The sequence below is a fragment of the Rhizobium sp. TRM95796 genome (genome assembly GCF_025779995.1).
In the GTDB taxonomy this organism is placed as follows: domain Bacteria; phylum Pseudomonadota; class Alphaproteobacteria; order Rhizobiales; family Rhizobiaceae; genus Rhizobium_E.
The window spans coordinates 34,235-55,564 of record NZ_JAOXHE010000003.1 but is presented as its reverse complement, the minus strand read 5'-3'; the positions used below and the strand labels follow the sequence as shown (position 1 = coordinate 55,564).

Annotated in this window: 24 protein-coding genes; 10 read left to right on the top strand and 14 right to left on the bottom strand. The window is 64.2% G+C overall.

Annotation, left to right across the window (positions count from 1 at the left end):
• Nucleotides 1–3: 3 nt before the first annotated feature.
• Nucleotides 4–879, bottom strand: coding sequence for a hypothetical protein (locus tag OCK01_RS08780; protein WP_263823599.1), 876 nt, complete (start codon nt 877–879; stop codon nt 4–6).
• 157 nt (nt 880–1,036) lie between these two features.
• Between OCK01_RS08780 and OCK01_RS08775 the strand changes: the two genes are divergently transcribed.
• Nucleotides 1,037–2,326, top strand: a complete 1,290-nt coding sequence (locus tag OCK01_RS08775) for a hypothetical protein (protein ID WP_263823598.1) — start codon at nt 1,037–1,039, stop codon at nt 2,324–2,326.
• 13 nt (nt 2,327–2,339) lie between these two features.
• On the opposite strand, the gene OCK01_RS08770 is transcribed toward OCK01_RS08775, so the two are convergent.
• On the bottom strand, nt 2,340–3,008 hold the full coding sequence (locus OCK01_RS08770) for a spermidine synthase (protein WP_263823597.1): 669 nt from the start codon (nt 3,006–3,008) through the stop codon (nt 2,340–2,342).
• Between the two features lie 166 nt (nt 3,009–3,174).
• Here OCK01_RS08770 and OCK01_RS08765 point away from each other — a divergent pair, with 166 nt between their 5' ends.
• Nucleotides 3,175–3,681 carry a hypothetical protein gene (locus tag OCK01_RS08765; protein WP_263823596.1) on the top strand — a complete coding sequence of 169 codons (507 nt, stop codon included), beginning with the start codon at nt 3,175–3,177 and terminating at the stop codon, nt 3,679–3,681.
• Nucleotides 3,682–3,692: 11 nt separating this feature from the next.
• On the opposite strand, the gene OCK01_RS08760 is transcribed toward OCK01_RS08765, so the two are convergent.
• From OCK01_RS08760 to OCK01_RS08745, 4 genes are all read right to left on the bottom strand, one after another.
• Nucleotides 3,693–4,034, bottom strand: coding sequence for a hypothetical protein (locus OCK01_RS08760; protein ID WP_263823595.1), 342 nt, complete (start codon nt 4,032–4,034; stop codon nt 3,693–3,695).
• 52 nt (nt 4,035–4,086) lie between these two features.
• Nucleotides 4,087–4,335 (bottom strand): type II toxin-antitoxin system ParD family antitoxin, encoded by a 249-nt coding sequence (locus OCK01_RS08755; RefSeq protein ID WP_263823594.1) that lies wholly within the window; start codon nt 4,333–4,335, stop codon nt 4,087–4,089.
• Nucleotides 4,336–4,398: 63 nt separating this feature from the next.
• The gene (locus tag OCK01_RS08750) at nt 4,399–5,112 is read right to left on the bottom strand and encodes a ParA family protein (protein WP_263823593.1); all 714 of its coding nucleotides are present in this window, start codon (nt 5,110–5,112) and stop codon (nt 4,399–4,401) included.
• A gap of 152 nt (nt 5,113–5,264) precedes the next feature.
• Nucleotides 5,265–6,023, bottom strand: a complete 759-nt coding sequence (locus OCK01_RS08745; protein ID WP_263823592.1) for a YoaK family protein — start codon at nt 6,021–6,023, stop codon at nt 5,265–5,267.
• Between the two features lie 229 nt (nt 6,024–6,252).
• Between OCK01_RS08745 and OCK01_RS08740 the strand changes: the two genes are divergently transcribed.
• Together OCK01_RS08740 and OCK01_RS08735 are read left to right on the top strand one after the other, a co-directional pair.
• Nucleotides 6,253–6,735 carry a Panacea domain-containing protein gene (locus OCK01_RS08740; RefSeq protein WP_263823591.1) on the top strand — a complete coding sequence of 161 codons (483 nt, stop codon included), beginning with the start codon at nt 6,253–6,255 and terminating at the stop codon, nt 6,733–6,735.
• Nucleotides 6,713–7,141, top strand: coding sequence for a hypothetical protein (locus OCK01_RS08735; protein WP_263823590.1), 429 nt, complete (start codon nt 6,713–6,715; stop codon nt 7,139–7,141). Before OCK01_RS08740 ends, OCK01_RS08735 begins: the two co-directional genes overlap by 23 nt.
• Before the next feature lie 83 nt (nt 7,142–7,224).
• On the opposite strand, the gene OCK01_RS08730 is transcribed toward OCK01_RS08735, so the two are convergent.
• From OCK01_RS08730 to OCK01_RS08715, 4 genes are all read right to left on the bottom strand, one after another.
• Nucleotides 7,225–8,526 carry a diguanylate cyclase gene (locus tag OCK01_RS08730; RefSeq protein WP_263823608.1) on the bottom strand — a complete coding sequence of 434 codons (1,302 nt, stop codon included), beginning with the start codon at nt 8,524–8,526 and terminating at the stop codon, nt 7,225–7,227.
• A gap of 165 nt (nt 8,527–8,691) precedes the next feature.
• Nucleotides 8,692–9,549: a calcium-binding protein gene (locus OCK01_RS08725; protein ID WP_263823589.1), complete on the bottom strand. Its 858-nt coding sequence runs from the start codon at nt 9,547–9,549 to the stop codon at nt 8,692–8,694.
• 101 nt (nt 9,550–9,650) lie between these two features.
• Complete coding sequence (locus OCK01_RS08720; protein ID WP_263823588.1) at nt 9,651–10,286, bottom strand: DUF1109 domain-containing protein; 636 nt, start codon at nt 10,284–10,286, stop codon at nt 9,651–9,653.
• Nucleotides 10,283–10,843, bottom strand: coding sequence for a sigma-70 family RNA polymerase sigma factor (locus tag OCK01_RS08715; RefSeq protein WP_263823587.1), 561 nt, complete (start codon nt 10,841–10,843; stop codon nt 10,283–10,285). Before OCK01_RS08715 ends, OCK01_RS08720 begins: the two co-directional genes overlap by 4 nt.
• Before the next feature lie 212 nt (nt 10,844–11,055).
• Between OCK01_RS08715 and OCK01_RS08710 the strand changes: the two genes are divergently transcribed.
• The 5 genes from OCK01_RS08710 (at nt 11,056) to OCK01_RS08690 (ending at nt 14,012) form a co-directional block, all read left to right on the top strand.
• Nucleotides 11,056–11,319: a DUF2282 domain-containing protein gene (locus OCK01_RS08710; protein WP_263823586.1), complete on the top strand. Its 264-nt coding sequence runs from the start codon at nt 11,056–11,058 to the stop codon at nt 11,317–11,319.
• 53 nt (nt 11,320–11,372) lie between these two features.
• Nucleotides 11,373–11,651 carry a DUF2282 domain-containing protein gene (locus OCK01_RS08705; RefSeq protein ID WP_263823585.1) on the top strand — a complete coding sequence of 93 codons (279 nt, stop codon included), beginning with the start codon at nt 11,373–11,375 and terminating at the stop codon, nt 11,649–11,651.
• 278 nt (nt 11,652–11,929) lie between these two features.
• Nucleotides 11,930–12,781 (top strand): DUF692 domain-containing protein, encoded by an 852-nt coding sequence (locus OCK01_RS08700; protein ID WP_263823584.1) that lies wholly within the window; start codon nt 11,930–11,932, stop codon nt 12,779–12,781.
• 2 nt (nt 12,782–12,783) lie between these two features.
• Entirely contained in the window at nt 12,784–13,548 is a 765-nt protein-coding gene (locus tag OCK01_RS08695) for a DUF2063 domain-containing protein (RefSeq protein ID WP_263823607.1), read from the top strand.
• Nucleotides 13,545–14,012 (top strand): DoxX family protein, encoded by a 468-nt coding sequence (locus OCK01_RS08690; protein WP_182826874.1) that lies wholly within the window; start codon nt 13,545–13,547, stop codon nt 14,010–14,012. Before OCK01_RS08695 ends, OCK01_RS08690 begins: the two co-directional genes overlap by 4 nt.
• Nucleotides 14,013–14,014: 2 nt before the next feature.
• Here the strand turns inward: OCK01_RS08690 and OCK01_RS08685 are convergent, their stop codons facing one another.
• The 3 genes from OCK01_RS08685 to OCK01_RS08675 form a co-directional block, all read right to left on the bottom strand.
• Entirely contained in the window at nt 14,015–14,626 is a 612-nt protein-coding gene (locus OCK01_RS08685) for a LysE family translocator (RefSeq protein WP_318530235.1), read from the bottom strand.
• Between the two features lie 82 nt (nt 14,627–14,708).
• Nucleotides 14,709–15,773 carry a hypothetical protein gene (locus OCK01_RS08680; protein WP_182826872.1) on the bottom strand — a complete coding sequence of 355 codons (1,065 nt, stop codon included), beginning with the start codon at nt 15,771–15,773 and terminating at the stop codon, nt 14,709–14,711.
• A 26-nt stretch (nt 15,774–15,799) separates the two neighbouring features.
• Complete coding sequence (locus tag OCK01_RS08675; RefSeq protein WP_263823583.1) at nt 15,800–16,858, bottom strand: hypothetical protein; 1,059 nt, start codon at nt 16,856–16,858, stop codon at nt 15,800–15,802.
• 208 nt (nt 16,859–17,066) lie between these two features.
• On the opposite strand from OCK01_RS08675, the gene OCK01_RS08670 reads away from it, so the two are divergent.
• The gene (locus OCK01_RS08670; protein ID WP_263823582.1) at nt 17,067–18,233 is read left to right on the top strand and encodes a calcium-binding protein; all 1,167 of its coding nucleotides are present in this window, start codon (nt 17,067–17,069) and stop codon (nt 18,231–18,233) included.
• Nucleotides 18,234–18,393: 160 nt separating this feature from the next.
• On the opposite strand, the gene OCK01_RS08665 is transcribed toward OCK01_RS08670, so the two are convergent.
• Entirely contained in the window at nt 18,394–21,021 is a 2,628-nt protein-coding gene (locus tag OCK01_RS08665) for a Calx-beta domain-containing protein (protein WP_263823581.1), read from the bottom strand.
• Nucleotides 21,022–21,330: the final 309 nt, after the last annotated feature.

Sequence of the window (21,330 nt, the reverse complement as noted above, 5' to 3'; positions counted from 1 at the left end):
GGCTCAGGCGTCGCCGGAAAACGCCCGCTCCACGGCGAGATCCAGCGCCGCGAATTTCAGCGCCTGCCAGCCGGCGTAACTGGCCATGAAGCCGGAAGAGACTGTGACGCCGCCGTCTCCCAGGCAAAACAGCCCCTTGGCTTCCGCCGCCTGGAACAGCCGGTGCACGGTGGAGCGGCCGATGCCGTAGCGGCGGCTGACGCCGCTGCGGGTGAGGCCCGCCACCCAAAAACGGGAGCCCTCGGCTTCGGCGGTGGCGGCCAGATGTTCGGCGAGCAGGAAGCCGTGGCGGGCGTCGTAGAACAGCGCCACGTCCTCGGGCGGATCGCGCCAGCCGCCGGGCAGGGTCAGGCCGGCCATCAGGCCGCGATGGATGGCTGCGAACAGCTCCGGCCGGCTCACGAAACGGGCGGCGCGATTGCCGCCGTCGAGCCCGTCCAGCGCCTGGCAATGCATGGCCAGCCACCCGCGCGTCGAGTCATGGATATGATCGGGAATGCCGAGCAGCACGACGCGGCCGTCATCGGCATGATCGGTCCTGTCCAGCAGCCCGTAGCCCGCCATCGCGTCCATGGTCTGCTGCACGGTGTTGCGGCTGAGGATGCCGGCGGCGTCGGCGTCCTCGATGACCTGGGCGGCGCAGAAGGGACGGGCGGCCCCCGGCGCGATCGATTTGAGATAGGCGCCGTAGATCAGCCCGGTCAGCAGCCATTTCTGATGATTGCCGATCAGCCGCACCAGTTCGGGGTTCTGGTCGTACATCGCGAGCAGGCCCTGCGCGCCGGCCCGGGCGACGTGATGGAAGGCGGGATGGGCGGCAAGCGCCGCAGCGCGTTCGGCAAGCGCCTCCGGCCTCGGCATGCGGTTCATCTGGTCCATCACGCTCTCCCCGATCGCGTCGGATCCGCCCAGTTTTGAGACGGATGCGCCCAGGAATGGGCGTTTGGCCGACCGAGTTTTCAATTTAGCCTTTGTCAATCCGAAGGCAAGCGCCGCCGGCCTTCCGGAAGACGAAACACATGAACCGAGAGCGATCATGGCCAGCACCTTCATCACATCCAGCACCGCAACGCCGGTGACCGTCACGGGAAACTTTTCCTCGGTCGCGATCCTCGCCGGCGCGACGGTGTTCACCACCGACGCCGCGGTGTCGCTACCCGGGTCTTCGACGTCGCGCAGCGTGCTGATCGACGGTCACCTCCTGTCCACGATCGGCGGAGGCGTGACGCTCGGATCGACGGATGATTTCAACTTCCTGACTTTCGCCAGCGTCAGCGACCAAATCGTCATCGGCCGCAATGGCGGCATTCTGGCGGGGGGATCCGGGATCGGTGGATTCGCCACGTCGATGGACCTGTTCAACGCCGGCTCGATCGTCGGCGGCCTTGCCGGCGTGGCCGTGACCGGCGACAAGAACGCCGTGATCAATCGCGGCGAGATGAGCGGCGTCAATGCCGCCATTTCGCTCGTCGGCGACAGCTGTTCGCTGGTCAATTCCGGCGACCTCTCGTCGGTGGGCGTCACGGTCTCGCTCAATGGCGCCGGCATTTCCCTCAAGAATACCGGGGTGATCGCGGCGGCGTCCGGCGAGGCGGTGACGCTGAGCGGCGATATCGACGGTTTCGCCCGCATCCAGAACAGCGGAACCATCGACGGTTCGGTGGCAGAGACCTCTGCCGACGCCACCTTCGTCAATACCGGGCTCATTACCGGCGATGTCGCCCTCGGCGCCGGCGCCGATACGCTGCGCCTTCTTTCCGGTTTGATCGCCGGTTCGGTCGATGCAGGCGAAGGCGACGACGTCATCTTTCTCGGCGCGGGCGATTACGAGATCTTCGGCGGCGCGGGAACCGATACGCTGTCGAGCGCGCGCAGCTTTGCGCTGAGCGGCGGCGTCGAAAACCTGATCCTGCGCGGCGCAGACGCGCTCAGGGGCCTCGGCAACGGCGACGCCAACGTCATCACCGGCAATCGCGGCGACAACATTCTCCGGGGACTCGGCGGCAGGGATGTGTTGAACGGCGGAGCCGGCGACGACCTGCTGATCGGCGGTTCGGTGAAAGACGGCGTGCGCGACACATTCGTCTTCAGCCTCGATTGCGGGGCCGACAGGATCCGCGGTTTTCAGATCAAGGGGGCGGGCGACGACCGGATCGACATCAGCGATTTCGCCCAGAGCGAGGCTTTCGACAGTTTCGTCGATCTCAAGACCAATGTCATGCGCCAGAGCGGCAAGAACGTGATCCTCGACCTGCCCGGCGACGATCAGGTGACGATCGAAAACGTCACGCGCGCCGACTTCAGGGCCAGCGACTTCATCTTCTGACGCGCAGGACGCCTTACGGCTTTACCGCCAGCCAGATCATGTGCTTGGCGCCGGATTTGCCGGTGGCGCGCACGATCTTCTCCTCGGTCCGGAACCCCGCCTGATTGAGCCTTTTGGTGAAGCCGGGGTCGCGGCCCGAGGACCAGACGGCCAGCACGCCGCCCTTGCTGAGCGCCGCTTTCGCCAGCCCCAGCCCGCGGGCGTTGTAGAGCGCGTCATTGGCGGTGCGGCTCAGCCCGTCCGGGCCGTTGTCGACATCGAGCAGGATCGCGTCATAGCTTTTGCCGCCCGATATCACCGCGCCGACATCGCCCACGGTGATCGTCACGCGCGGATCCTCCAGCGTCCCCTGATGCAGCGCCGCCATCGGCCCGCGCGCCCAGTCGACCACCTGGGGCACCAACTCCGCCACCTCGACTTCCGCATCGCCGCCGAGCCGCCCGAGCGCCGCCCGCAGCGTGAACCCCATGCCGAGCCCGCCGATCAGCACTTTGGGCTTGGGCCGCCCGGCGAGCGCCTCGATCGACAAGGTCGAGAGCGCCTCTTCCGACCCATAGAGCCGGCTGTTCATCAACTCGTTGGCCCCGAGCATGATCGAAAACTCCGTCCCCCGCTGCTTGAGCCGCAACGTCTCCGTCCCGCCGGGGATCGTCGCGGTATCCAGGGTGATCCAGGGGAGCATTTTTGAGGCCTCCGGGGCGGGGGAAAGGGGAGCGGGCTGGATAGAGCGAATGCGGGGCGGGGGCAAGGGGGAGGGAGGTTCGGCCCGCTTGGCCCCGCCGGTTGTCCTTGTTGTCTCGGTCATCGCAACGTTGTATGATCCTTGCCATCAACGCCGAGATCGCCCGATGTCTGAAGATTTTGAGTTTCAGAAGCGCCTGATCCACCAGTTCTCCGCCGTTCTCGACGGCATGAAGACGCTGAACGGCAACATCTCCGAAAACATCGGCGCCATCGGGCGCTTCGAGTCGGAATTCACCAAACTGTCGCGCCAGAACACGCAAGTGCGGGGCGATGTGCTCGAGATGAGATCGGAGCACACATTATTCCGGTCGGATTTCGCGCAGTTTCGGACGGATGTCACGCATCGTTTCGACGCGCTCGCGCACCGTCTGGAGGCCATCGAGCGCCGTCTGGAGGCGCTCGCGCAACGTCTGGAAGCGCTTCATCACCGCATGGAGGACATCGAAAACACTCTCGACGCCAATTCGGAACATATCCGCGAGATGCGCATCGAGCTCCGCAGCCAATACAACGATATTCTGACCGCGCTGCAGGGCGGTCTTCAGAACACGACCGCGCTCAGCGATCTGACCGAGCGGGTCGAAGCGCTGGAGCGCCGGGCGGGGATGTGAGGTCAGGCGGATTAATCCCAATAGGCCTTATAGGCCGGACTGGATGCAAATAAAGTGTCGTAATCCGGATGGCGTATGCACAACACGGAGATGCTTATCTCCCCCAGTGTTTTGCTGTAGTCGTCGATGATGACGCCTTGGCAGTCGATGCCCCCAAACTCTTCCGAGCGGACAGACAATTGCTCTTCAACGCGCCCGGTGTTGTCCTCACCGTCGATGTTGCTGGCATGGCGTTGCGGATCATAGTGTGACGTCGGCTCAAATGGTCCTGACGCAACGCTCATCGGCGGATCGGCCGCATCCAGGCGACTGCAGCCAATCAGCAACCCGTTGTGAAATACATTGACTTTCAAAGCACAGCTTCCAGTTTGCAGCGGCGCTTGGAAGATAGACCAGCCGCCGCAATCACAGGCCTTCGCGCAACAGCGCTTCGGCTCGATCGACCAGCAGAGCGTCCAGTTCCGGTTCGGACACAGCCCCGCCTCGGGCAATCGCGTCGGCGACCTTGTCCTTGAGCGCCCGGAGCCTGCCGTCACGCTCCTCCATCAGTCGGAGACCTGCGGTCACAACGTCCTCTGCGGAGCGGAAGCGGCCGTCCTCGACCGCGTCCTCCACGAGTTTCGTCCAGTGCTCGTCCAGAGAAATTCTCTTCATGACGCTCTTCGTTCGGGAAATATAGTCCATCCCCTTCAGGCGCGCAATCAGACCTTCCTGCGCTTACGCCGCCCGGCCCCAGCCGAAGAAGGTCTTGCGGCGCGCGCTGCGGATGACGCGGGCCGGCAGCAGCCGCATGATTTCGGCGGCGAATTCGCGGGCGTTGGACTGGGCGCGATCGAGATTGGAGGTTTTCGCCGGATCGAGATCGTAGATCGTCGTTCCATGGTCGAACATTTCGCGATAGGCGCCGCGCTCCACGATCGGCGTGGCCAGCACATTGACGTTGCGCTGGGCGAGCATGCCCTTGATGACCAAGAGCGAATGCGTGGTCACCATCGGGTTGACGCGCGACAGAAGCACCGAATGCGGAATGTCGAAGCCGGTCTCGGCCTTGATCTGCTTGATCAGGTCGAGGATCTTCATCGCGCCCTTGGCGTCCATCGCCGAGCCCTGAACCGGGATCAGCACGTGATTGGCGAAGGCCAGCGCGGTGGCGGTCAGCTGGTTGCGTTCGCCGGCCAGGTCGATGATGAAATATTCGTCGGATTCCATGTCGCGGATCTGACATTCCAGCGAAGCCGGCGTCACGCGGGTGACCAGCGTGATCAGGCCGGCCGGCCGCGCCGCGTTGAACCATTCCGAAAACCAGGCCTGGGCGTCGCTGTCGAATACCGTGACCTTGTGGCCGCAATGGGCGAGCTCCACCGCCAGCAGCACCGCCGCCGTCGTCTTGCCTGCTCCGCCCTTGGTGTTCGCAATTGTAATGACTGGCATTTTTAGTAACCCCTTCGAATGCGATGCCCATGCCCCCATGGTTTATAAATGGTTGCATTTCATGGTTAATCAAAGGTTACCGTTTACGAATGGGAAATGAGCGTTAACAATTGAGGGGCGGCAAGACCCGCGCAAGCGCAACCGACGCGGCGTCAGTTCAGGCGACGCCCGGCGGAGAGCAGCCTGCGCAGATCCTCGATGACGGGCGCGATCGCCAGCGCCGCCACCAATGCGGCCAGCGCATAGGCCGCTGCGAAGCCGGTGGTCATGAAGGCTTTTGCGCCCAGCGCCCCGCCGGCGAAGAACAGGCCGATCAGGCTGGCGAGCAGGCCGAGCTTGTCGCGGTCGGCTTTGACCGGCGGCAGCGTCGAGGAGGGCGCGTTCCAGTAGAGCGCCTTGCCGATCTCGATGCCCATGTCGGTGACGAGGCCGGTGATATGGGTGGTGCGGATGCGCGCCTGCGACAGTTTGGTGATGATGGCGTTCTGCAGGCCCATGATGAAGCAGAGCAGCATCACGGTGGCCGGCGCCAGCGCCCAGGCATAGGTCTGCAGCCGCGGCCCGACCAGCGCAAACAGCGCCAGCAGCGCCGCCTCCAGCATCAGCGGCAGCGCGTATTCGCTGGCGAGCGCGCGCCGCCGCGCCCAGTTGACCAGGATGGCGGAGGTCGCAGCCCCCGCCACGAAGGCGATAAAGGCCGAAAGTCCCGCGCCGACGAGCGCCGCCTGACCCAGCGTCAGGTGATCGGCCATGGCCGAGACGATGCCCGACATATGCGATGTGTACTGCCCCACCGCCATGAAGCCGCCGGCATTGGCGGCGCCGGCCGCGAATGTCAGGCAATAGGCGAGGTGCCGGTCGGCGCGGGCGGAGCGTTGGGGAGCTGAGAGAGCGCGAAAGGCGGCGAGCATGGGGCGACGCGGCGTTGAGAACAATTGAGGGGCAGGATAGGCGTCCGGACCCGCGAGAAGCAAGAGAAAACCGCGCAGGCATCGGCAGGCTGAATGCTTCGGCGAACGCTACGCCCTGTGACGCCTTCCAAAGTAAAACCACATTGTAGGTTTACCACTCGGCAAATAGTGGTAGTATCTCGGTTTAAGGGGAGACTTCTTCTGACAGCCATTGAGGAAGCAATATTTCATGACAACATATTCTGTGGATCAGATCGCATCATATTTCCGGACGCGCACGAACGCCGAAGACAATGATGTCTCGAACTTGAAGCTTCAAAAACTTTGCTATTACGCACAGGGGCTCTTGACGGCCATGAGAAATGGGGAGCCACTTTTTCACGAGGAAATAGAGGCATGGGATCATGGGCCGGTCGTGCCAGTCTTGTATCATAAGTACAAAGAGTACGGATCGCAGCCCATTCCGCCACTCAACGATTTTGAGTCAGAGCAAATAGATCCGAAAGACCGAGAGGCACTCGACGATATTTACGAGTATTACGCCCAATATTCGCCTTGGCGGCTTCGCAACATGACCCACGAAGAAAAGCCTTGGAATGATGCCTATAAAGGCGACCGAAAAATTTCGGTCGAATCCTTGTTGGAGTATTTTAGATCTCAAATCGATGAAGATTATGTAAGGGCCGTTTATGGGAAGGCCGAAGCCAACTAAGCAAAAAGGAAAGGTCGCGCCTTTCCTCAAAATTACTGCGCAGAATGCCCCGGCGAGTCTTGATCTTCTTCCGCCAGCTTTTTCTTTTGAAAAGATGCAGGACGGCTCTGGAAATTCGTTCAATTGCTGCGAAGATGAAGACAGGCTTTCACTCGCGAAGCGAATGTTCATGCTCAGCCGGGAGCCTTGGCGAAAAATTCGTGGCGCTTCGAACAAGGGGTTCGGGAGCGAAGAAATACCTCGCAATCGTATTAAACGACCTGTTCCCGCCTCCGTTACCGATGACGTGGACCACTTTCTATCGCTTCATTACGTGGGTAAAAAACGCTTCATCGGATACAAGGTAGGGCAGATTTTCTTCATTCTATGGGTGGATCATAATTTTCAGGCCTACGATCACGGCTAATCCTATAGTTTCGGCCGAGTAGGCTGTCTCGAAAATCAACGCGCTTGATGAGGAGCCTGAAAAACGCCTTATAAGCCTCCCCCTCACGCAAACGACCGGTCCGACACCACCCTGTTGCGGCCGCCGCTTTTGGCCAGATAGAGCATCTGGTCGGCGGCGTTCAGTGCGTTGGAGAGCGTTTCGCCCGGATCGAGTTCGGCGAGCCCGATCGAGATGGTCGCGCTGATCGGCTCGTCCGCGGCGTCGAAGCGGCTGGCGGCGAAATGGGTGCGCAGCGCCTCCGCCGAGGCTTCGGCGGCGATATCGGTCAGATCGGTCGACAGCACCACGAATTCCTCGCCGCCGAACCGGGCCGAGAGCGCGCCGGTCAGATCGGCATGCGCCTTGATCAGCTTCGCGGCGCCGATGAGCACCCGGTCGCCGGCCTCGTGGCCATGCGTGTCGTTGATCTGCTTGAAATGGTCGATGTCGACGATGAACACCGAGCCGCGGCGGCCGCGGTCTTCGAGGTCGCGGAGGCGGCGCCGGGCGTGTTCGAAAAAGGCGCGGCGGTTATGGAGGCCGGTCAGCGGATCATGCTCGGCGAGATGTCGCAACCGCTTGATCTGGTTCAGCGTTTCCACATGCGCATCGAGCCGGCACTGCAGTTCCTCGGTAACGAAGGGGCGATAGAGAAAGTCCGAGGCGCCGGCTTTCAGGAAGGCGGCGGCGAGCATGCGGTCGGACGAGGCGGAAACGCCGATCAGCCGGATGCGGTCAGACGGATGCGTCTCGCGGATCTTGCGGATCAGCTCATAGCCGTTCATGCCGGGCATGTAATAGTCGACGATCACCAGTTCGACGCCGCCGGCGTCGATGCGGCGCATGGCGTCTTCGGCGCAGCTGGTCTGCGTCACGGTGAAGTTCTGCCGGCGGAGGATGTCGGTCAGCCTGCTGCGGCCGGAGGCGCTGTCGTCGACCACCAGCACCGTCACGTCGCGATTGGCGATGAACTTGACCACCGCCGCCGTCACCAGCTGCGCCGCATGCGCATTGTCCTTGACGAAATAGTCGACGAGATGCTGCCGGGCGAAGCGGCTGCGCAGGCTGGGGTCGAAGGTCGCCGTCAGCAGGATGAACGGCGTCTCCGCCTTTTCCGCCGCCGCCACGATCTCGCCGTCCGGCCCATCGGGCAGGGTGCGGGCGGCGACGACGAGCGTGAAGCGTCGCGCCCGCAGCGCCGCGCGCGCCTCGGCGAGCGTGTGGCAGGCGACGACATCGACGTCGGCTTCGGCCTCGATGCGCGTCTTCAGCAGCAGACTGAGGGATTCCGATCCCTCGACGAGCAGCACCGCAGCCCGCGCATCCACCATGCGCGGATAGGCCAGGTTTATTTCCGCAGGCATCAACACGCGCACACTCCGCCCTGTCCCGAAAGCGCGGCTGCGCTTTCCCGAGCCCGAGTTACACCGCGTTCCGGTTAGCGAAGGGTTAGCGTCCGATCCGTAATTTTAGCGTATTCGAACGATAGTCCCGAAAATACTCAGGAAATCAGGCGCCGATCGTCCGGCTCAGAACAGGAAGTCGGTCTTGTCGAGGTCGCCCAGCTTGACGTCCTCCAGCCGCAGTTGCGCGCCGGCGCCGCCGTCGATGATCGCATCCGCGCCGTACCTGTCGAGATGGTTCGCCTTGAGATCGGCCCAGTTCTTGATCGCGCCGATGTCGGAGAGATCGATGCGGTCGTGATCGCCGCCCTCGGCGTCGAAATCGACGATCGTGTCCTTGCCGTCGCCGCGGCGGAACAGAAACGTGTCGCCGCCCGCGCCGCCGGTCAGCGTGTCCTTGCCCGCGCCGCCATGGATGAGGTCGCGGCCGGCGCCGGCGTCCAGCCGGTCATTGCCCGCGCCGCCATAGATTTCGTCATTGCCGTCGCCGGCGAAGAAATCGTCATCGCCGCCCATGAGCTTGATGACGTCGTTCCCCTTGGGATTGAACCGGTAGCCGTCGCCGCCCAAAAGGCTGTTCTTGGCGGCGATGTCGTCGGCGTCGGTGCCGGTGTAGCGCCAGTCCTGGCTGAACAGTTTGCGCTCGATCGCCAGCCGGTCCGTGCCGGTCAGTTCCTTGACGATCAAGGGACGAAACACGTCCATGTCCAGTTGGCCGGTGATCCGGAAGATGGTTTCGCCGCGTTCGGTGGCGGTGATCGAGGAAATCACCCCATCCGCCAAACTGTCGCCGTTGTAGCGAAATCCGCTGCCCTTGACGCTGAAGCCCAGGCCTTCGAACGGGCCTTCTTCGATGACCGACTTGAACGAGGAACTCGAGGTGGCGCTGAAGTCGGCCCGGGCGAAGATGAAGGCGTCCACCGCCCCCACGAAGCTCGCAAATGAATACAGGTAATCGCCGGGCGTTACTGTAAAAACGCTCATCACATCCTCCTAAATTGCTTCGTCAACTGTGCGGAGGACTTTAACGACACTGCGCGCGATGCGTCAATCTCCGATTGCCGAGATCGCTGCGTCGCGCCAATTCACCACTTCAGCGCGCGGGCGCCGATGGCCGCGCCGACGCCCGTCACGATCAGCATGGCCAGCATGTACCAGGACGCCACGAAGAGCGGACTGTCGTCGGGGCAATGCCAGGCATAGATGGCGGTCGCCACCGCTCCGGCGGCGAGGCCCGCCCCCGCGCCCGCGGCGGCGGGCCGGTCCGGCGCGCCGCGGCGAAGCGCCAGCATCAAGGCGAGAAGCGGCAGGAGCGACAGCGTCGGGATGGCGACGAGGCAGAAGCGCGAGTTGCGGCCGATCAGGCTGGTCGCCCAGGCCGAGCGGGGCAGGGCGGCGAGTTCGGTCGCCACGCCTGCGACCAGCGCCACGCCGGCGAGCGCGATGAGGGCGAAAGCCGGCTTCAGCGACAGGCCGGGCTCGCCCATGCGGCGCGCCAGCAGAATGGCGGCGCCGGCGATGAGCAGCGTCAACACGATCTTGAAGGCGACGCGCGGCGTGGCGATCATCACCGCGAGATCCGGCCGCAACCCGATCGTGAGCAGGAACAGGACGGCGGAGCCTGCCGCGCCGAGCGCCAGCCAGCCGGAAAAGGCGCCCCCGAGCGGTTTGACGCTGCCGGCGTCCTTGGTCATCAGGGCGATCAGGTCTTCGGTCTTCATTCCACCGTGCTCCGATAAAGGGCCGCGAGGTTCTTCAACGCCCTGTGCAGGGCCACGCGCACCGCGCCCTCGGTCATGTTCAGCCGCGCCGCGGTCTCGCGCACCTCCCGCCCTTCGAGCGAGATGGAGCGCACGATGTCGCGCTGCGGATCCTTGAGCCGGTCGAGGAGACGGCTGGCGTCGCCCAGATCCTGCTCGGTCTCTCCCGCGTCGAGAGCGGCCAGCGTCTCGGCCACGTCTTCGATGGGAATGTCGACGCGGCGGCCTCTGCGGCGCAGCGCGTCGATCAGCTTGTTGCGCGTGATGGCGGCGAGCCAGGGGCCGATCGGTCGGGACGGATCCCAGGAGCCGCGTTTGAGATGCACGCTGAGCAGCACCTCCTGCACGATATCCTCGGCGATGCTCTTGTCCGCGCCCAGCATGTCGCATCGCCGTCGCGCCATGGCGCGCAGATGCGGCGCGACGTCGGTGAGAAAGGCGTGATAGGCACGCTCGTCGCCCGAAAGCGCCGCCCGCATCCATGTCGCCCATTGCTGTTGTCGCGCCGAAATCGCCACGCGTTATCCCCTGTTACGCAAGAGCCCGCGCCTTTATTACAGCGCGAAGATGAAAAAATTCAAATGTCGCGACGTTCGGATCACGCTTGCGTGTCGAAGACGTGATGCTTGGCCCCTCCGAAAAAATTTCACCATGGCTGTAATGAAGGCGGAAATACCCCCGTATTCCCCTTTGCAGGCCGATGGATGGCCGCTCAAACGGAGACAGATCGATGAACAAGACCATGCTGACTTTGACGCTCGCCGGCTCTCTCGCCTCCGCGCTCGCCGCCGTTTCGGTTCCGGCCGCCGCCGCCGACACCGAAAAATGCTACGGCGTCGCGCTGAAGGGCCAGAACGATTGCGCCGCCGGCAAGCATGACTGCGCCGGCCATTCCAAGGTCGATTACGACAAGGCCTCCTTCAAGCTCGTGCCGGCCGGCACCTGCGCCAAGATGGAAACCCCGAACGGCATGGGCTCGCTGACCCCGGCCTGATCCATCCGCCCCTCCGCACGCAACCCGACTTTACCGATCACTGGGAGATCCACATGAACTTCGTCAACACCGCCGTCCTCGCCGCTTCCGTCGCCGCCGCCCTCTCGGCCGCCGTGACCGCCCCCGCCGCCGCCGCCGACAAGGAAAAGTGCTACGGCGTCGCGCTCAAGGGCCAGAACGACTGCGCCGCCGGCGCCGGCACCACCTGCGCCGGAACCTCCAAGGTCGACTATCAGAAGAACGCCTGGAAGCTCGTCCCGGCCGGCACCTGCGTCACCATGAAGACCCCCGACGGCATGGGCATGCTGGAGCAGGGCCCGGCGCCGATGTGATCGCACCTTGACGGCGTGCGCGGCCATACCCCCCTCTTCCCTGCCGGGCATCTCCCCCTCAAGGGGGGAGATCGGCTGAGGCGAGGGCGTGCACCGCCCCTCATCCCCCTGCCGGGACCTTCTCCCCGCGCCAGCGGGGAGAAGGAGGATGGAGCGCCGACATTGCCACACTCGTCCTTCTCCCCGCAGGCGCGGGGAGAAGGTGGCGGCAGCCGGATCGGGCAGTGCACGCCGTCAAACCCTGAACACTACCCTCACGCCTCGAAAGGACACCGATCATGCGACAGACGCTGCTTCCCGCCCGTCCCGGCGTCGGCTTCAAGCCGGAGCATTTTTCCGAGATCGACCGGGAGCCTCAACCGCTCGGCTTTTTCGAGGTGCATGCGGAAAACTATATGGGCGCGGGCGGGCCGCCGCATGCGCGGCTTGCGAAACTGAGGCAGGATTACGCGCTCTCGGTGCATGGCGTGGGACTGTCGATCGGCGGCGCGCAGCCGCTCGATCGCGCCCATCTGGCGCGCCTGAAGATCGTCTGCGACCGCTATCAGCCGGAAAGCTTTTCCGAACATCTGGCCTGGTCGAGCCACGGCGAGAATTTCTACAACGATCTCCTACCCTTGCCCTATAAACAGGCGACGCTCGACAGCGTGGTCGGCCATGTCGATCAGGTGCAGGACACATTGGGCCGGCGCATGCTGCTCGAAAATCCCGCCACCTATCTGCTGTTCGAGGCGAGCGACATCGAGGAAACCGAGTTTCTCGGCGAGATCGCCCGCCGCACCGGCTGCGGGCTGCTGCTCGACATCAACAATGTCTTCGTCGCCGCCGCCAACCACAATCTCGATCCGCGCGCCTATCTCGGCCGTTTCCCGCTCGGCCATGTCGGCGAGATCCATCTATCGGGTCATTCCGAGACCGAGGACGAGCATGGCGCGGCCCTTCTGATCGACAGCCACGACACGCCGGTGAAAGATCCGGTCTGGACGCTCTACAGGGAGACCATCGCGAAGACCGGGCCGCTGCCGACGCTAATCGAATGGGACAACGACGTGCCGGATTGGACGGTGCTGCGCTCGGAAGCGATCGCGGCCGGCGCCATTCTCGATCTGGCGCGGGCGCGGGCGGCGTGACGATGCAGATCCACGACCACTTCGCCGCAGCGCTGCTGACCCCCGGGGAGACGCCGCCCGAGGGCGTGAAAGCCTGGAGCGGGCCGGTGGGACGGCGCTTCCGCGTCTATCGCGACAATGTCGCCATCGGGCTTCGGGGCGCGCTCGCCAGCCGCTTTCCCGTCATCGAGAAACTGGTGGGCGACGCCTTCTTCACCGCGATGGCCGAGGTCTTCGTCTCCGCCCATCCGCCGCGCTCGCCGCTGCTCCTGACTTACGGCGACGATCTGCCGGAGTTTCTCGCTGGCTTCGAACCGGTTGCCGAACTGCCTTACCTCGCCGACGTGGCGCGGCTGGAGATCGCCCGCTCGCATGCCTATCACGCCGCGGACGCCGATCCGCTCGATCCGCAGGCGCTCGCCGCCCTGCCGCCCGAACGGCTGGCCGAGATCCGGTTCCGCGCCCATACCTCGCTCGCCGTCATCGCCTCCGCCCATCCGGTCGGAACGATCTGGGCGATGAATTCCGGCGAGGCCGAGCCCGGTCCGATCAACGATTGGCGGGCCGAGGAGGTGCTCGTCTGCCGCCCGCGGATGCTGGTGGAGACCCGCGTGCTGCCGCCGGGCGGAGCGTTGTTTCTCACCGCGCTCGCCGAAGGCGCGACGCTGGGCGACGCCTATGCGACCGCCGCCGCAAGCGTCGCCGATTTCGACCTGACCCTGCATCTGACCGGCTTGATACAGGCCGGATGTTTCACCGCGCTCGAACCACTGGAGCCACAGCCATGACCGTGACCACATCCGCACTGTCTCTCTATGATCGCGCCTTGCGGCTGGCCGAGGCCGCTCCGCTCTGGCCGGTGTCGCTGATTGCGCGGCTGTCGATCGCCGCGGTCTTCTGGCAGTCCGGCCAGACCAAGGTCGACGGCTTCATGGTCAATGACAGCGCCATCTTCCTGTTCGAAAACGAATATAAATTGCCGTTGATCGATCCTTGGCTCGCCGCGCATATGGCCGCTTTCGCCGAGCATTTCTTCCCCATCCTGCTGGTGCTGGGTCTGGGAACGCGCTTCGCGGCGCTGGCGCTTCTCGGCATGACGCTGGTGATCCAGATCTTCGTCTATCCCGGCGCCTGGCCGACGCATGGAACCTGGGCCGCCTGCCTGCTGCTGATCGCGCTGCGGGGCCCCGGGCCGGTGTCGCTCGATCACTGGCTGTTTGCCCGCCGCACGCCGACCGCTGCGGCCATGTGAGGTCAGCCCGCCCGGCTGCTGGTGAGAATGAACCAGACGGCGACGCCGAACAGCGCCAGCGACAGCGCTTTTCGGGTGATCTCGGCCCGGCGCGGCTCCATCAGCAGCGGCTGCAGCACCGAGGCCATGAGCACGATGGCCGCATGCACCGAGGTCGCCACCGTCACATAGGCCGCCGTCAGCGTCCATGTCTGCGCGGCCACGTCGTGATCGGGGGTGATGAAGCCGGGCAGCACGGCGATGTAGAACACCGCCGCCTTGGGATTGAGGACATTGGCGAAAAAGCCGCGCGCGAAGGCGCGGCGCTCGCCGCCGCCTTCTTCTTTTTCGCCGCCGCGCCAGCCTTCCCAGGCGAGATAGACCAGGAAGGCCGCCCCCGCCCAGCGCAAGGCCTCATAGGCCAGTCGCGACGACTGCACGATCTCGGAGACGCCGAGCGCGCCGAGCGCGCCCAGAAGCGCAAGCCCGAGCCCGACGCCGGCCACCGCCATCAGCCCGCGCGCGCGTCCCTCCGCCAAAGTCAGGATGGCGAGCCAGGTCATGTTCGGCCCCGGCGTCAGCTCGATCAGCAGGCTGGCGATGAGAAACGGCAAGAGGCCATGCGGCAGATCCACCAAGTGACGATCTCCTGAAACGACGTCGGGGCCTCCCATAGGAAGGCCCCGACGCGGCGAAATCAATGCGATAGGTCAAATCTCAGGCGAGCGCCGCGCCCACCAGCGGCGTCAGGTCGACATCGTCGCGATAATCGTCGATCGAAGCCTGGATGAAGGCGGCCACCGTGGCCGGCAGATCGGCGCCGCGGCCGGCGGGATCGGTCTTCAGGCTGCGGGCGGCCGCGTTGTCGGGATCGGCGAAGACGCGGGCGACCTTTTCGATATCGGCGACGTCATAGCCGACGAAATCGGCGATGCGGGCGGCGAGCAGGTCGAGATCGCCGAGCATGTCTTCCTCGTAAGTGAGGAACAGCGGCTGCGCCAGGCCTTCGCGCGCGCAGATCCGCCAGCTGACGAAGAACTGCACCAGCCAGGGCGTCCAGCGATGGGCGATCAGCGTCAGCCGCTCCTCGCGGCCGAGCGTGTGGAAATTGCCCGGCAGTCCGTCGGCGAAATAGGCGGGGTAGAGCCCGTCCTGGCCCGCGCGGCCGGCGAGCGCCGCCGCTTCGAGCGACACGATCGTGTCGGCGATCCCGCGGCTGGCGACGATCGGCCTGACGCCATAGGTGGACAACAGCCGGGACATATAGGGCGTGCAGCGTACGGCGTGCAGGGCGGTGTAGCCATGCATGTTGAGCCCGTTCTGGATCAGCGCCAGTTCGTCGACTTCCTGCTCGCGCAGGCTGCCGCCCTGGGCGGTGGCGGCCGGGCCGTCGAGCGTGGTGGAGTGCAGGCAGGCCTCCGGCAGGCCGGCGGCGCGGACCAGCGCGCTCTGGATGAGATCGGCGCCGGAAAACGGCGCGGCCGCGATCAGCACATTGCTCTGCTTGGCCTTCTTGGCCGTGAGCTTGGCGCGCATGACGATTTCGGCGAAATCCTCGAGCGGCACGGCGAGATCGTTGGCGGCCTGATCCGGCACTTTCGGCAGGAAGAACGGATTGGCCAGGCTCATGGCGGTGGCGACGGCCAGCGCCCGCTGCGGCGGAAAGCGCAGGATGAAGGCGTTGCCGACATCGAGCATTTCCCGTCCGTCGGGATTGCGCGACATCCAGGTCATCATCGGCCGGATCTGGCCCTCGAGATCATTGGCGGCGTGTGCGTGCATGCGGGGGTCCTCGAAACGGTTTCGGCTCAGCCGCCGACCAGCGGCGCCAGATCGACATCGTCCGCATAGGCGGACGCGACGGCCATGACATGGGCGCGGACGGCGTCGGGAATATCGCGGCCGCGGCCGGCCACGCCCTTGTTGAGGCGCTTGGCGGAGGCGTCGGAGCGGTCTTCGAAGGCGGCGGCCAGGCGCAGCGCGGCGTCGCCCGAGGCGCCGACATAATCGACGATGCGGGCGGCGAGCGCCGACTTGTCGCCGAGGAAATCGGCGTCGTAGCTGATCCACAGCGGCTTGACGAAACCGAGCGCCTCGGACTTGCGCCAGCTGACATAGAATTGCGTCAGCCAGGGCGCCCAGCGCCGCGCCAGCATCATCAGCCGCGCCTCGCGTTCGCGCAGATGGTAGTTCTGCGGCATGGCGTCGTTGAAGAAATTGCTGACGGTCACTGGGAGACCCTTGCGCCAGTCGACCACCATGTCGTCCATCGACACCAGCGTGTCGAAGATGTTGCGATAGGTGACGATCGGGCGGATGCGATAGGTTTCTATCAGCCGCGCCAGATAGGGCGAGCAGCGGGCGTGATGCTGGGTGACGTAGCCGCGACCGTTGAGGCCGGCGCGCAACAGCGCCAGTTCGTCCGGCTCCTGCTCGCGCAGATTGGCGCCCAGCGCCGAACCCGACATCGGGTCGGTGGTGGCGGTGAACAGGCTGGCGGTGGGCAGATCGAGCGCCGCGCGCAGCGCGCCTTGAATGAAGGTCGAGGCCGATTTCGGCGCGCAGGCGAGCAGGATGTTGCGCTTGCCGGCGCGGTTGGCCGTCAGCTTGGCGCGCATCACATATTCGGCCAGCGTGCCGATATGGATGGCGATGCGCTCGGCGGCCTCGTCGGGCATGTCGGGCAGGTAGAAGGGATTGGCGTAGCTCATCAGCCCGGCCATTTCCACGCCCCGCTCGGGCGGCATGGAGTAGACGAGGCTGTCGGCGAGCTCCATCATCCGCTTGGGGTCGCCGATGCGGGCGATGTCGGCCATCGTCTGCCGGATCCGCTGATCCACATCTTCCTTGCGCGCCAGATTATCCATGCAGAATCCCCACTGACCAAACCTCGTCTCAGGGTAGGGGGGCAAACTTTCGCGAAACTGTCGGATGATGACTGGACTTGCTAATATTGCCGCGCGTGGATGCAGGCGACGCCATAGTTTTTCGGTGCGGCGGGCGCGTTGACGCAGGGCGAAAGCGGCGACTAGTGTCGGTTCGGTCGCCCGCCATCGCCCGCAAGAAGGATGCCGCATGTCCCTGAAGTCAGTCCTCGCCGCCGTCGACATCGACAAGGATTTCTCCGACGCCGACGAAAAGGCCATTCTGGCGGTGTTTCGCCAGGCCTATCGCGACTCCGCAATCGGCCGACGCATGCTGGAGGACTGGGTGGGCGACGACGGCGCGCGGATCGTCGTCAACTACGAAAAGGGCAATTTCGCCGCCGGCCTGCGAACCGGCCAGATCTATATCGACATGCGCGAACTCGACGACGCCCATTACCTCGACCGCCACGGCAATGCGGTCAAGGACACGCCCTTCACCGCCATCGTCCACGAACTCGGCCATGCGCTGGAAGGCTACGAGGACAATTGGACGATCCGGAATCCGGCCGGCGACAACCAGAATTTCGTCAACGGGATCTACGCCCAGGCCGGCTACACCCGACAGCTCGCCTATATGGGGTATGACGCCAGCGGTGAGGTGATCGAGGCGGGCGTCCGCTATACCGACGGCCGGCGCATCGACAATGCCTGGGTGCACAAATGGAGCAGCCTTCCGGATGACTACGACACGACCGACGGCGGCCGGATCACCAAGGCCTATCGCGATCTGGTGATCGGCAGCGACGCTGCAAACGTGCTGAAGACGGGCGCCGGCGACGACTTCCTCTACGGCCTCGAGGGAGCCGACCGCCTGCTGGGCGGCAAGGGAGACGACCGGCTGGCGGGTTGCCTCGGCGCCGACAGGATCTTGGGCGGCGACGGCGTCGACTTCGCCAGCTACAAGCTGGCCGACAAGGGCGTGACCGCCGACCTCTCCGACGTCTCCCGAAATTCAGGCGAGGCCAGGGGCGACCGCTACAGCGCGATCGAAGGCCTGATCGGCTCCAAATTCGCCGACACCCTGACCGGCGACGACGGCCGCAACATTCTCGAAGGCCGTAGCGGCGCCGACCGGCTCGACGGCGGCGATGGAAACGACACGCTGATCGGCGGCGCGGGCCGCGACCGCGCGATCTTTTCCGGCGACCATGGCGACTATGTGATCGACCTCGACACGCTCGTCATCTCCGGCGGCGGCGAGGGACGGGACAGGCTCGAGGGCGTGGAGCTCGCGGTGTTCGACGACGGGGTGGTGGATTTCGCGACGGGGGAGTTTACGGCGAGCGACAGGGCGACGGGGGAGTGGGCGGTGTGAGGGGTCCCCCTTGCTCGACGTCATCCTCGGCCTTGTGCCGAGGATCTGCGGCGCGGGGCTAGGATGTTGAAGTATCAGCGATATTCAGGCGTTCGCAGATGCTCGGGACAGGCCCGAGCATCTGCGGAGAGGCGGCGAGGGACGGGCACTGCCCCGATCGCTATAGGATGAAAAATGCCTTGTCGACGCTGGCGGCGCCATCGATATGCAGTGAGAAATCCGCCCTTCCATCGCCGTTGACATCGCCATAGACGAAGGCGTCGCCGGACTTTTTCTCGAAGCGCAATTCGCCCGCGGTCTTCGAGAAATCCTTCGCGCCGATAAACATGAAGTCGTCGTCGGCCCCCGTTTTCGAGTTGGCGTCGATGGCCGAGAGGTCGATGCGGTCGCCCTCCTTCCGGCTGAAGTCGAGGATCGAATCCCGGCCCGAAGCGCCCGTGGTGGAGTCCTTGACGGATTTGAAAAGGAAGAGATCCTTGCCGTCGCCGCCGTTCAGCTTGTCCCCTCCAACTCCACCATAGAGCCTGTCTCGTCCACCCTCGCCATAAAGCCTGTCAGCCCCCGACCCGCCGTCGAGCAGATCATTTCCAGCGCGGCCATAGAGCTTGTCATTGCCGTCATAGCCGTAGAGTTTGTCGTTGCGGGCGGTTCCGTAGATCGTCTGGTGGATGGTGTCGTCATTGCGGATCGTCGCCGTTCCAACATGGGCGGGCGAGCCGTTTTTGACTTCGCTCGTCGGTGTGACGACCAGCGAGAAATATTCGTTTTTCTCGATCGCGCTGTCGCCCTTGACATCGATTTCCACCGTTGCGGTCGTCTGGCCGGCGAGGAACTCGACCTTGCCGGTTTCGGCGACGTAGTCCGAACCGGCTTTCGCGGTTCCATTCGCCGTTTTGTAACTGAAGCTCAGGTCGCTGTCATAAGGTCGCGACAGATGCACTTCGAACACTGCCTTTGCGACGCCGTTATTGCCTTCCTTGAGGGTAGGGCTGGAGACGAACAAAGCGAGATTGGAGCCGCTGCCGTCATTGTCGCGGACGACCCCGAGGGCGCGCAGGCTGGTTTCCCCGCCTGCGAACACGGCGTTCTTGGCGTTCGAGAGCTCCAGCCAGACGGACTCGTCGACCTCGTCGTCACTATCGCCATACATCCGGAAGGACACGAGCCCGGTCGTGTCTCCCGCCTCGATCGTGACGGTCGCGGTCTGCAAGCTGTCGCTGAAGTCGCCGGCGGTCGCCGTGCCTTCGATGCCGCGAAAGTTCATGGTGACATTTTCGTCGGCGGCCTCGGACAAGGAGACTTTGAAGGTGACGTATTCGCTGCTGAGTTCAGTTGCGTCGACGCGGCTCACGGAGATTTCCGGCGTGCCCGCGCCGCCGGTGTCGTTGTCGAGGATCGTGGCCATGCCGGTCGAGGCCGCCGCATCGTTCTTGATCTCGCTGGTCGGCGTGACGACGAGCGAGAAAAATTCGCCTGCCTCGATCGTTTTGTCGCCCTTGACGTCGATTTCCACCGACGCGACGGTCTGCCCGGCGAGGAAGGTGACGGTTCCGGTTTCGGCCGTGTAATCCGACCCTGATGTCGCTGTTCCGTCCACGGTGGTGTAGCTGAAGCTCAACTCGCTGGCGTAGGGCCGCGACAGATGGATCTCGAACACAGCCGCCGTCGAACCGCTATTGCCCTCGACGAATGTGGGGCTGGACACGAACAGGCTGAGATTGGAGCCGCTGCCGTCATTGTCGCGGACGACGCCGATGGCGCGCAGGCTGGCGTCTCCGCCGGCAAATACGGCGTTTTGCGCATTGGTAAGCTCCAGCCAGACGGACTCGTCGACTTCGTCCTCGCTGTCGCCATACAGCCGGAAGGACACCAGTCCGGTCGTCTCGCCGGCTGCGATGGTGACGGTTCCGCTTTCCATGCCATTGCTGAAGTCAGCGGCAGTCGCCGTGCCTTCGATGCTGCGGAAATCCATCGTCACCTCTTCGTCGGAGGCTTCGGACAGACTGATCTGGAATGTGACATATTCGCCGCTGAGTTCGGTGGAATCGACGCGGGTGACGGAGATTTCCGGAGCGCCGGCGGCGCCGGTGTCATTGTCGAGGATCGCGGCCATGCCGGTGGAGCCGGCCGTGCCGCTGGCGATGTCGCTGGTCGGCGTGACGACGAGGGAAAAGAATTCGCTCGCCTCGATCGTCGTGTCGCCCTTCACCTCGATCTCGACCGACGCGACCGTCTGCCCGGCAAAGAACGTGACCGTGCCGGTCGTCGCCGTGTAGTCCGAACCGGCTTTCGCCGTCCCGTCCACCGTGGTGTAGCTGAAGCTCAGTTCACTGGAATAGGGCTGCGACAGATGGACTTCGAACACCGCTGTCGTCGAGCCGCTATTGCCTTCCACGAAAGACGGGCTAGAAACGAAAAGGCTGAGATTGGAGCCGCTGCCGTCGTTGTCGCGAATGACGCCGAGGGTGCGGAGCGTTGCTTCGCCGCCCGAAAAAACAGCGTTCTGCGCGTTGAACAATTCCAGCCAGATCGACTCGTCGACTTCGTCGGTGCTGTCGCTATACATCCGCAGCGACACCAGTCCGGTCGTCTCGCCGGCTGCGATGGTGAAGGTTCCGCTTTCCAATCCGTTGCTGAAATCGTCGCCGGTCGCCGTGCCTTCGACGCTACGGAAGCGCATCGTCACTTCTTCGTCGGAAGCTTCGGAAAGGCTGATCTGAAAAGTGACATATTCGCCGCTGAGTTCTGTTGCATCGACGCGCGCGACGGAAATTTCTGGTATGGCCATTCGGGTCTCCTGAAATATATTTAATAAACTACTAACAACGAACGTCGCCGGTCAATGTCGGATTGGCCATATGGTGAATGTTGCAACCGCCCAAGGTTGAGAGGCCGATATGGAACTGCGTCTTCTCAATGGTTTGGCGATAAGGGGAGGCCGGAACGCCTCGTGCAGAAAACTTGATCGGGCGTTGCTGTCGCCCTTGCACGACGTCATCCCCGGCCTTGAGCCTAGGATGTGCCGCTGGCGGCTAAGATGTTGACATATAGACACTATTCCGACATGCGCAGATACTCGGGACAGGCCCTAGCATGA

Bases quoted from the DNA above. Each gene is read 5' to 3' on its own strand.
- OCK01_RS08780 (WP_263823599.1), bottom strand. From the start codon at position 879: ATGGACCAGATGAACCGCATGCCGAGGCCGGAGGCGCTTGCCGAACGC.
- OCK01_RS08775 (WP_263823598.1), top strand. From the start codon at position 1,037: ATGGCCAGCACCTTCATCACATCCAGCACCGCAACGCCGGTGACCGTC.
- OCK01_RS08770 (WP_263823597.1), bottom strand. From the start codon at position 3,008: ATGCTCCCCTGGATCACCCTGGATACCGCGACGATCCCCGGCGGGACG.
- OCK01_RS08765 (WP_263823596.1), top strand. From the start codon at position 3,175: ATGTCTGAAGATTTTGAGTTTCAGAAGCGCCTGATCCACCAGTTCTCC.
- OCK01_RS08755 (WP_263823594.1), bottom strand. From the start codon at position 4,335: ATGAAGAGAATTTCTCTGGACGAGCACTGGACGAAACTCGTGGAGGAC.
- OCK01_RS08750 (WP_263823593.1), bottom strand. From the start codon at position 5,112: ATGCCAGTCATTACAATTGCGAACACCAAGGGCGGAGCAGGCAAGACG.
- OCK01_RS08745 (WP_263823592.1), bottom strand. From the start codon at position 6,023: ATGCTCGCCGCCTTTCGCGCTCTCTCAGCTCCCCAACGCTCCGCCCGC.
- OCK01_RS08740 (WP_263823591.1), top strand. From the start codon at position 6,253: ATGACAACATATTCTGTGGATCAGATCGCATCATATTTCCGGACGCGC.
- OCK01_RS08735 (WP_263823590.1), top strand. From the start codon at position 6,713: ATGGGAAGGCCGAAGCCAACTAAGCAAAAAGGAAAGGTCGCGCCTTTC.
- OCK01_RS08730 (WP_263823608.1), bottom strand. From the start codon at position 8,526: ATGCCTGCGGAAATAAACCTGGCCTATCCGCGCATGGTGGATGCGCGG.
- OCK01_RS08725 (WP_263823589.1), bottom strand. From the start codon at position 9,549: ATGAGCGTTTTTACAGTAACGCCCGGCGATTACCTGTATTCATTTGCG.
- OCK01_RS08720 (WP_263823588.1), bottom strand. From the start codon at position 10,286: ATGAAGACCGAAGACCTGATCGCCCTGATGACCAAGGACGCCGGCAGC.
- OCK01_RS08710 (WP_263823586.1), top strand. From the start codon at position 11,056: ATGAACAAGACCATGCTGACTTTGACGCTCGCCGGCTCTCTCGCCTCC.
- OCK01_RS08705 (WP_263823585.1), top strand. From the start codon at position 11,373: ATGAACTTCGTCAACACCGCCGTCCTCGCCGCTTCCGTCGCCGCCGCC.
- OCK01_RS08700 (WP_263823584.1), top strand. From the start codon at position 11,930: ATGCGACAGACGCTGCTTCCCGCCCGTCCCGGCGTCGGCTTCAAGCCG.
- OCK01_RS08695 (WP_263823607.1), top strand. From the start codon at position 12,784: ATGCAGATCCACGACCACTTCGCCGCAGCGCTGCTGACCCCCGGGGAG.
- OCK01_RS08690 (WP_182826874.1), top strand. From the start codon at position 13,545: ATGACCGTGACCACATCCGCACTGTCTCTCTATGATCGCGCCTTGCGG.
- OCK01_RS08680 (WP_182826872.1), bottom strand. From the start codon at position 15,773: ATGCACGCACACGCCGCCAATGATCTCGAGGGCCAGATCCGGCCGATG.
- OCK01_RS08675 (WP_263823583.1), bottom strand. From the start codon at position 16,858: ATGGATAATCTGGCGCGCAAGGAAGATGTGGATCAGCGGATCCGGCAG.
- OCK01_RS08670 (WP_263823582.1), top strand. From the start codon at position 17,067: ATGTCCCTGAAGTCAGTCCTCGCCGCCGTCGACATCGACAAGGATTTC.
- OCK01_RS08665 (WP_263823581.1), bottom strand. From the start codon at position 21,021: ATGGCCATACCAGAAATTTCCGTCGCGCGCGTCGATGCAACAGAACTC.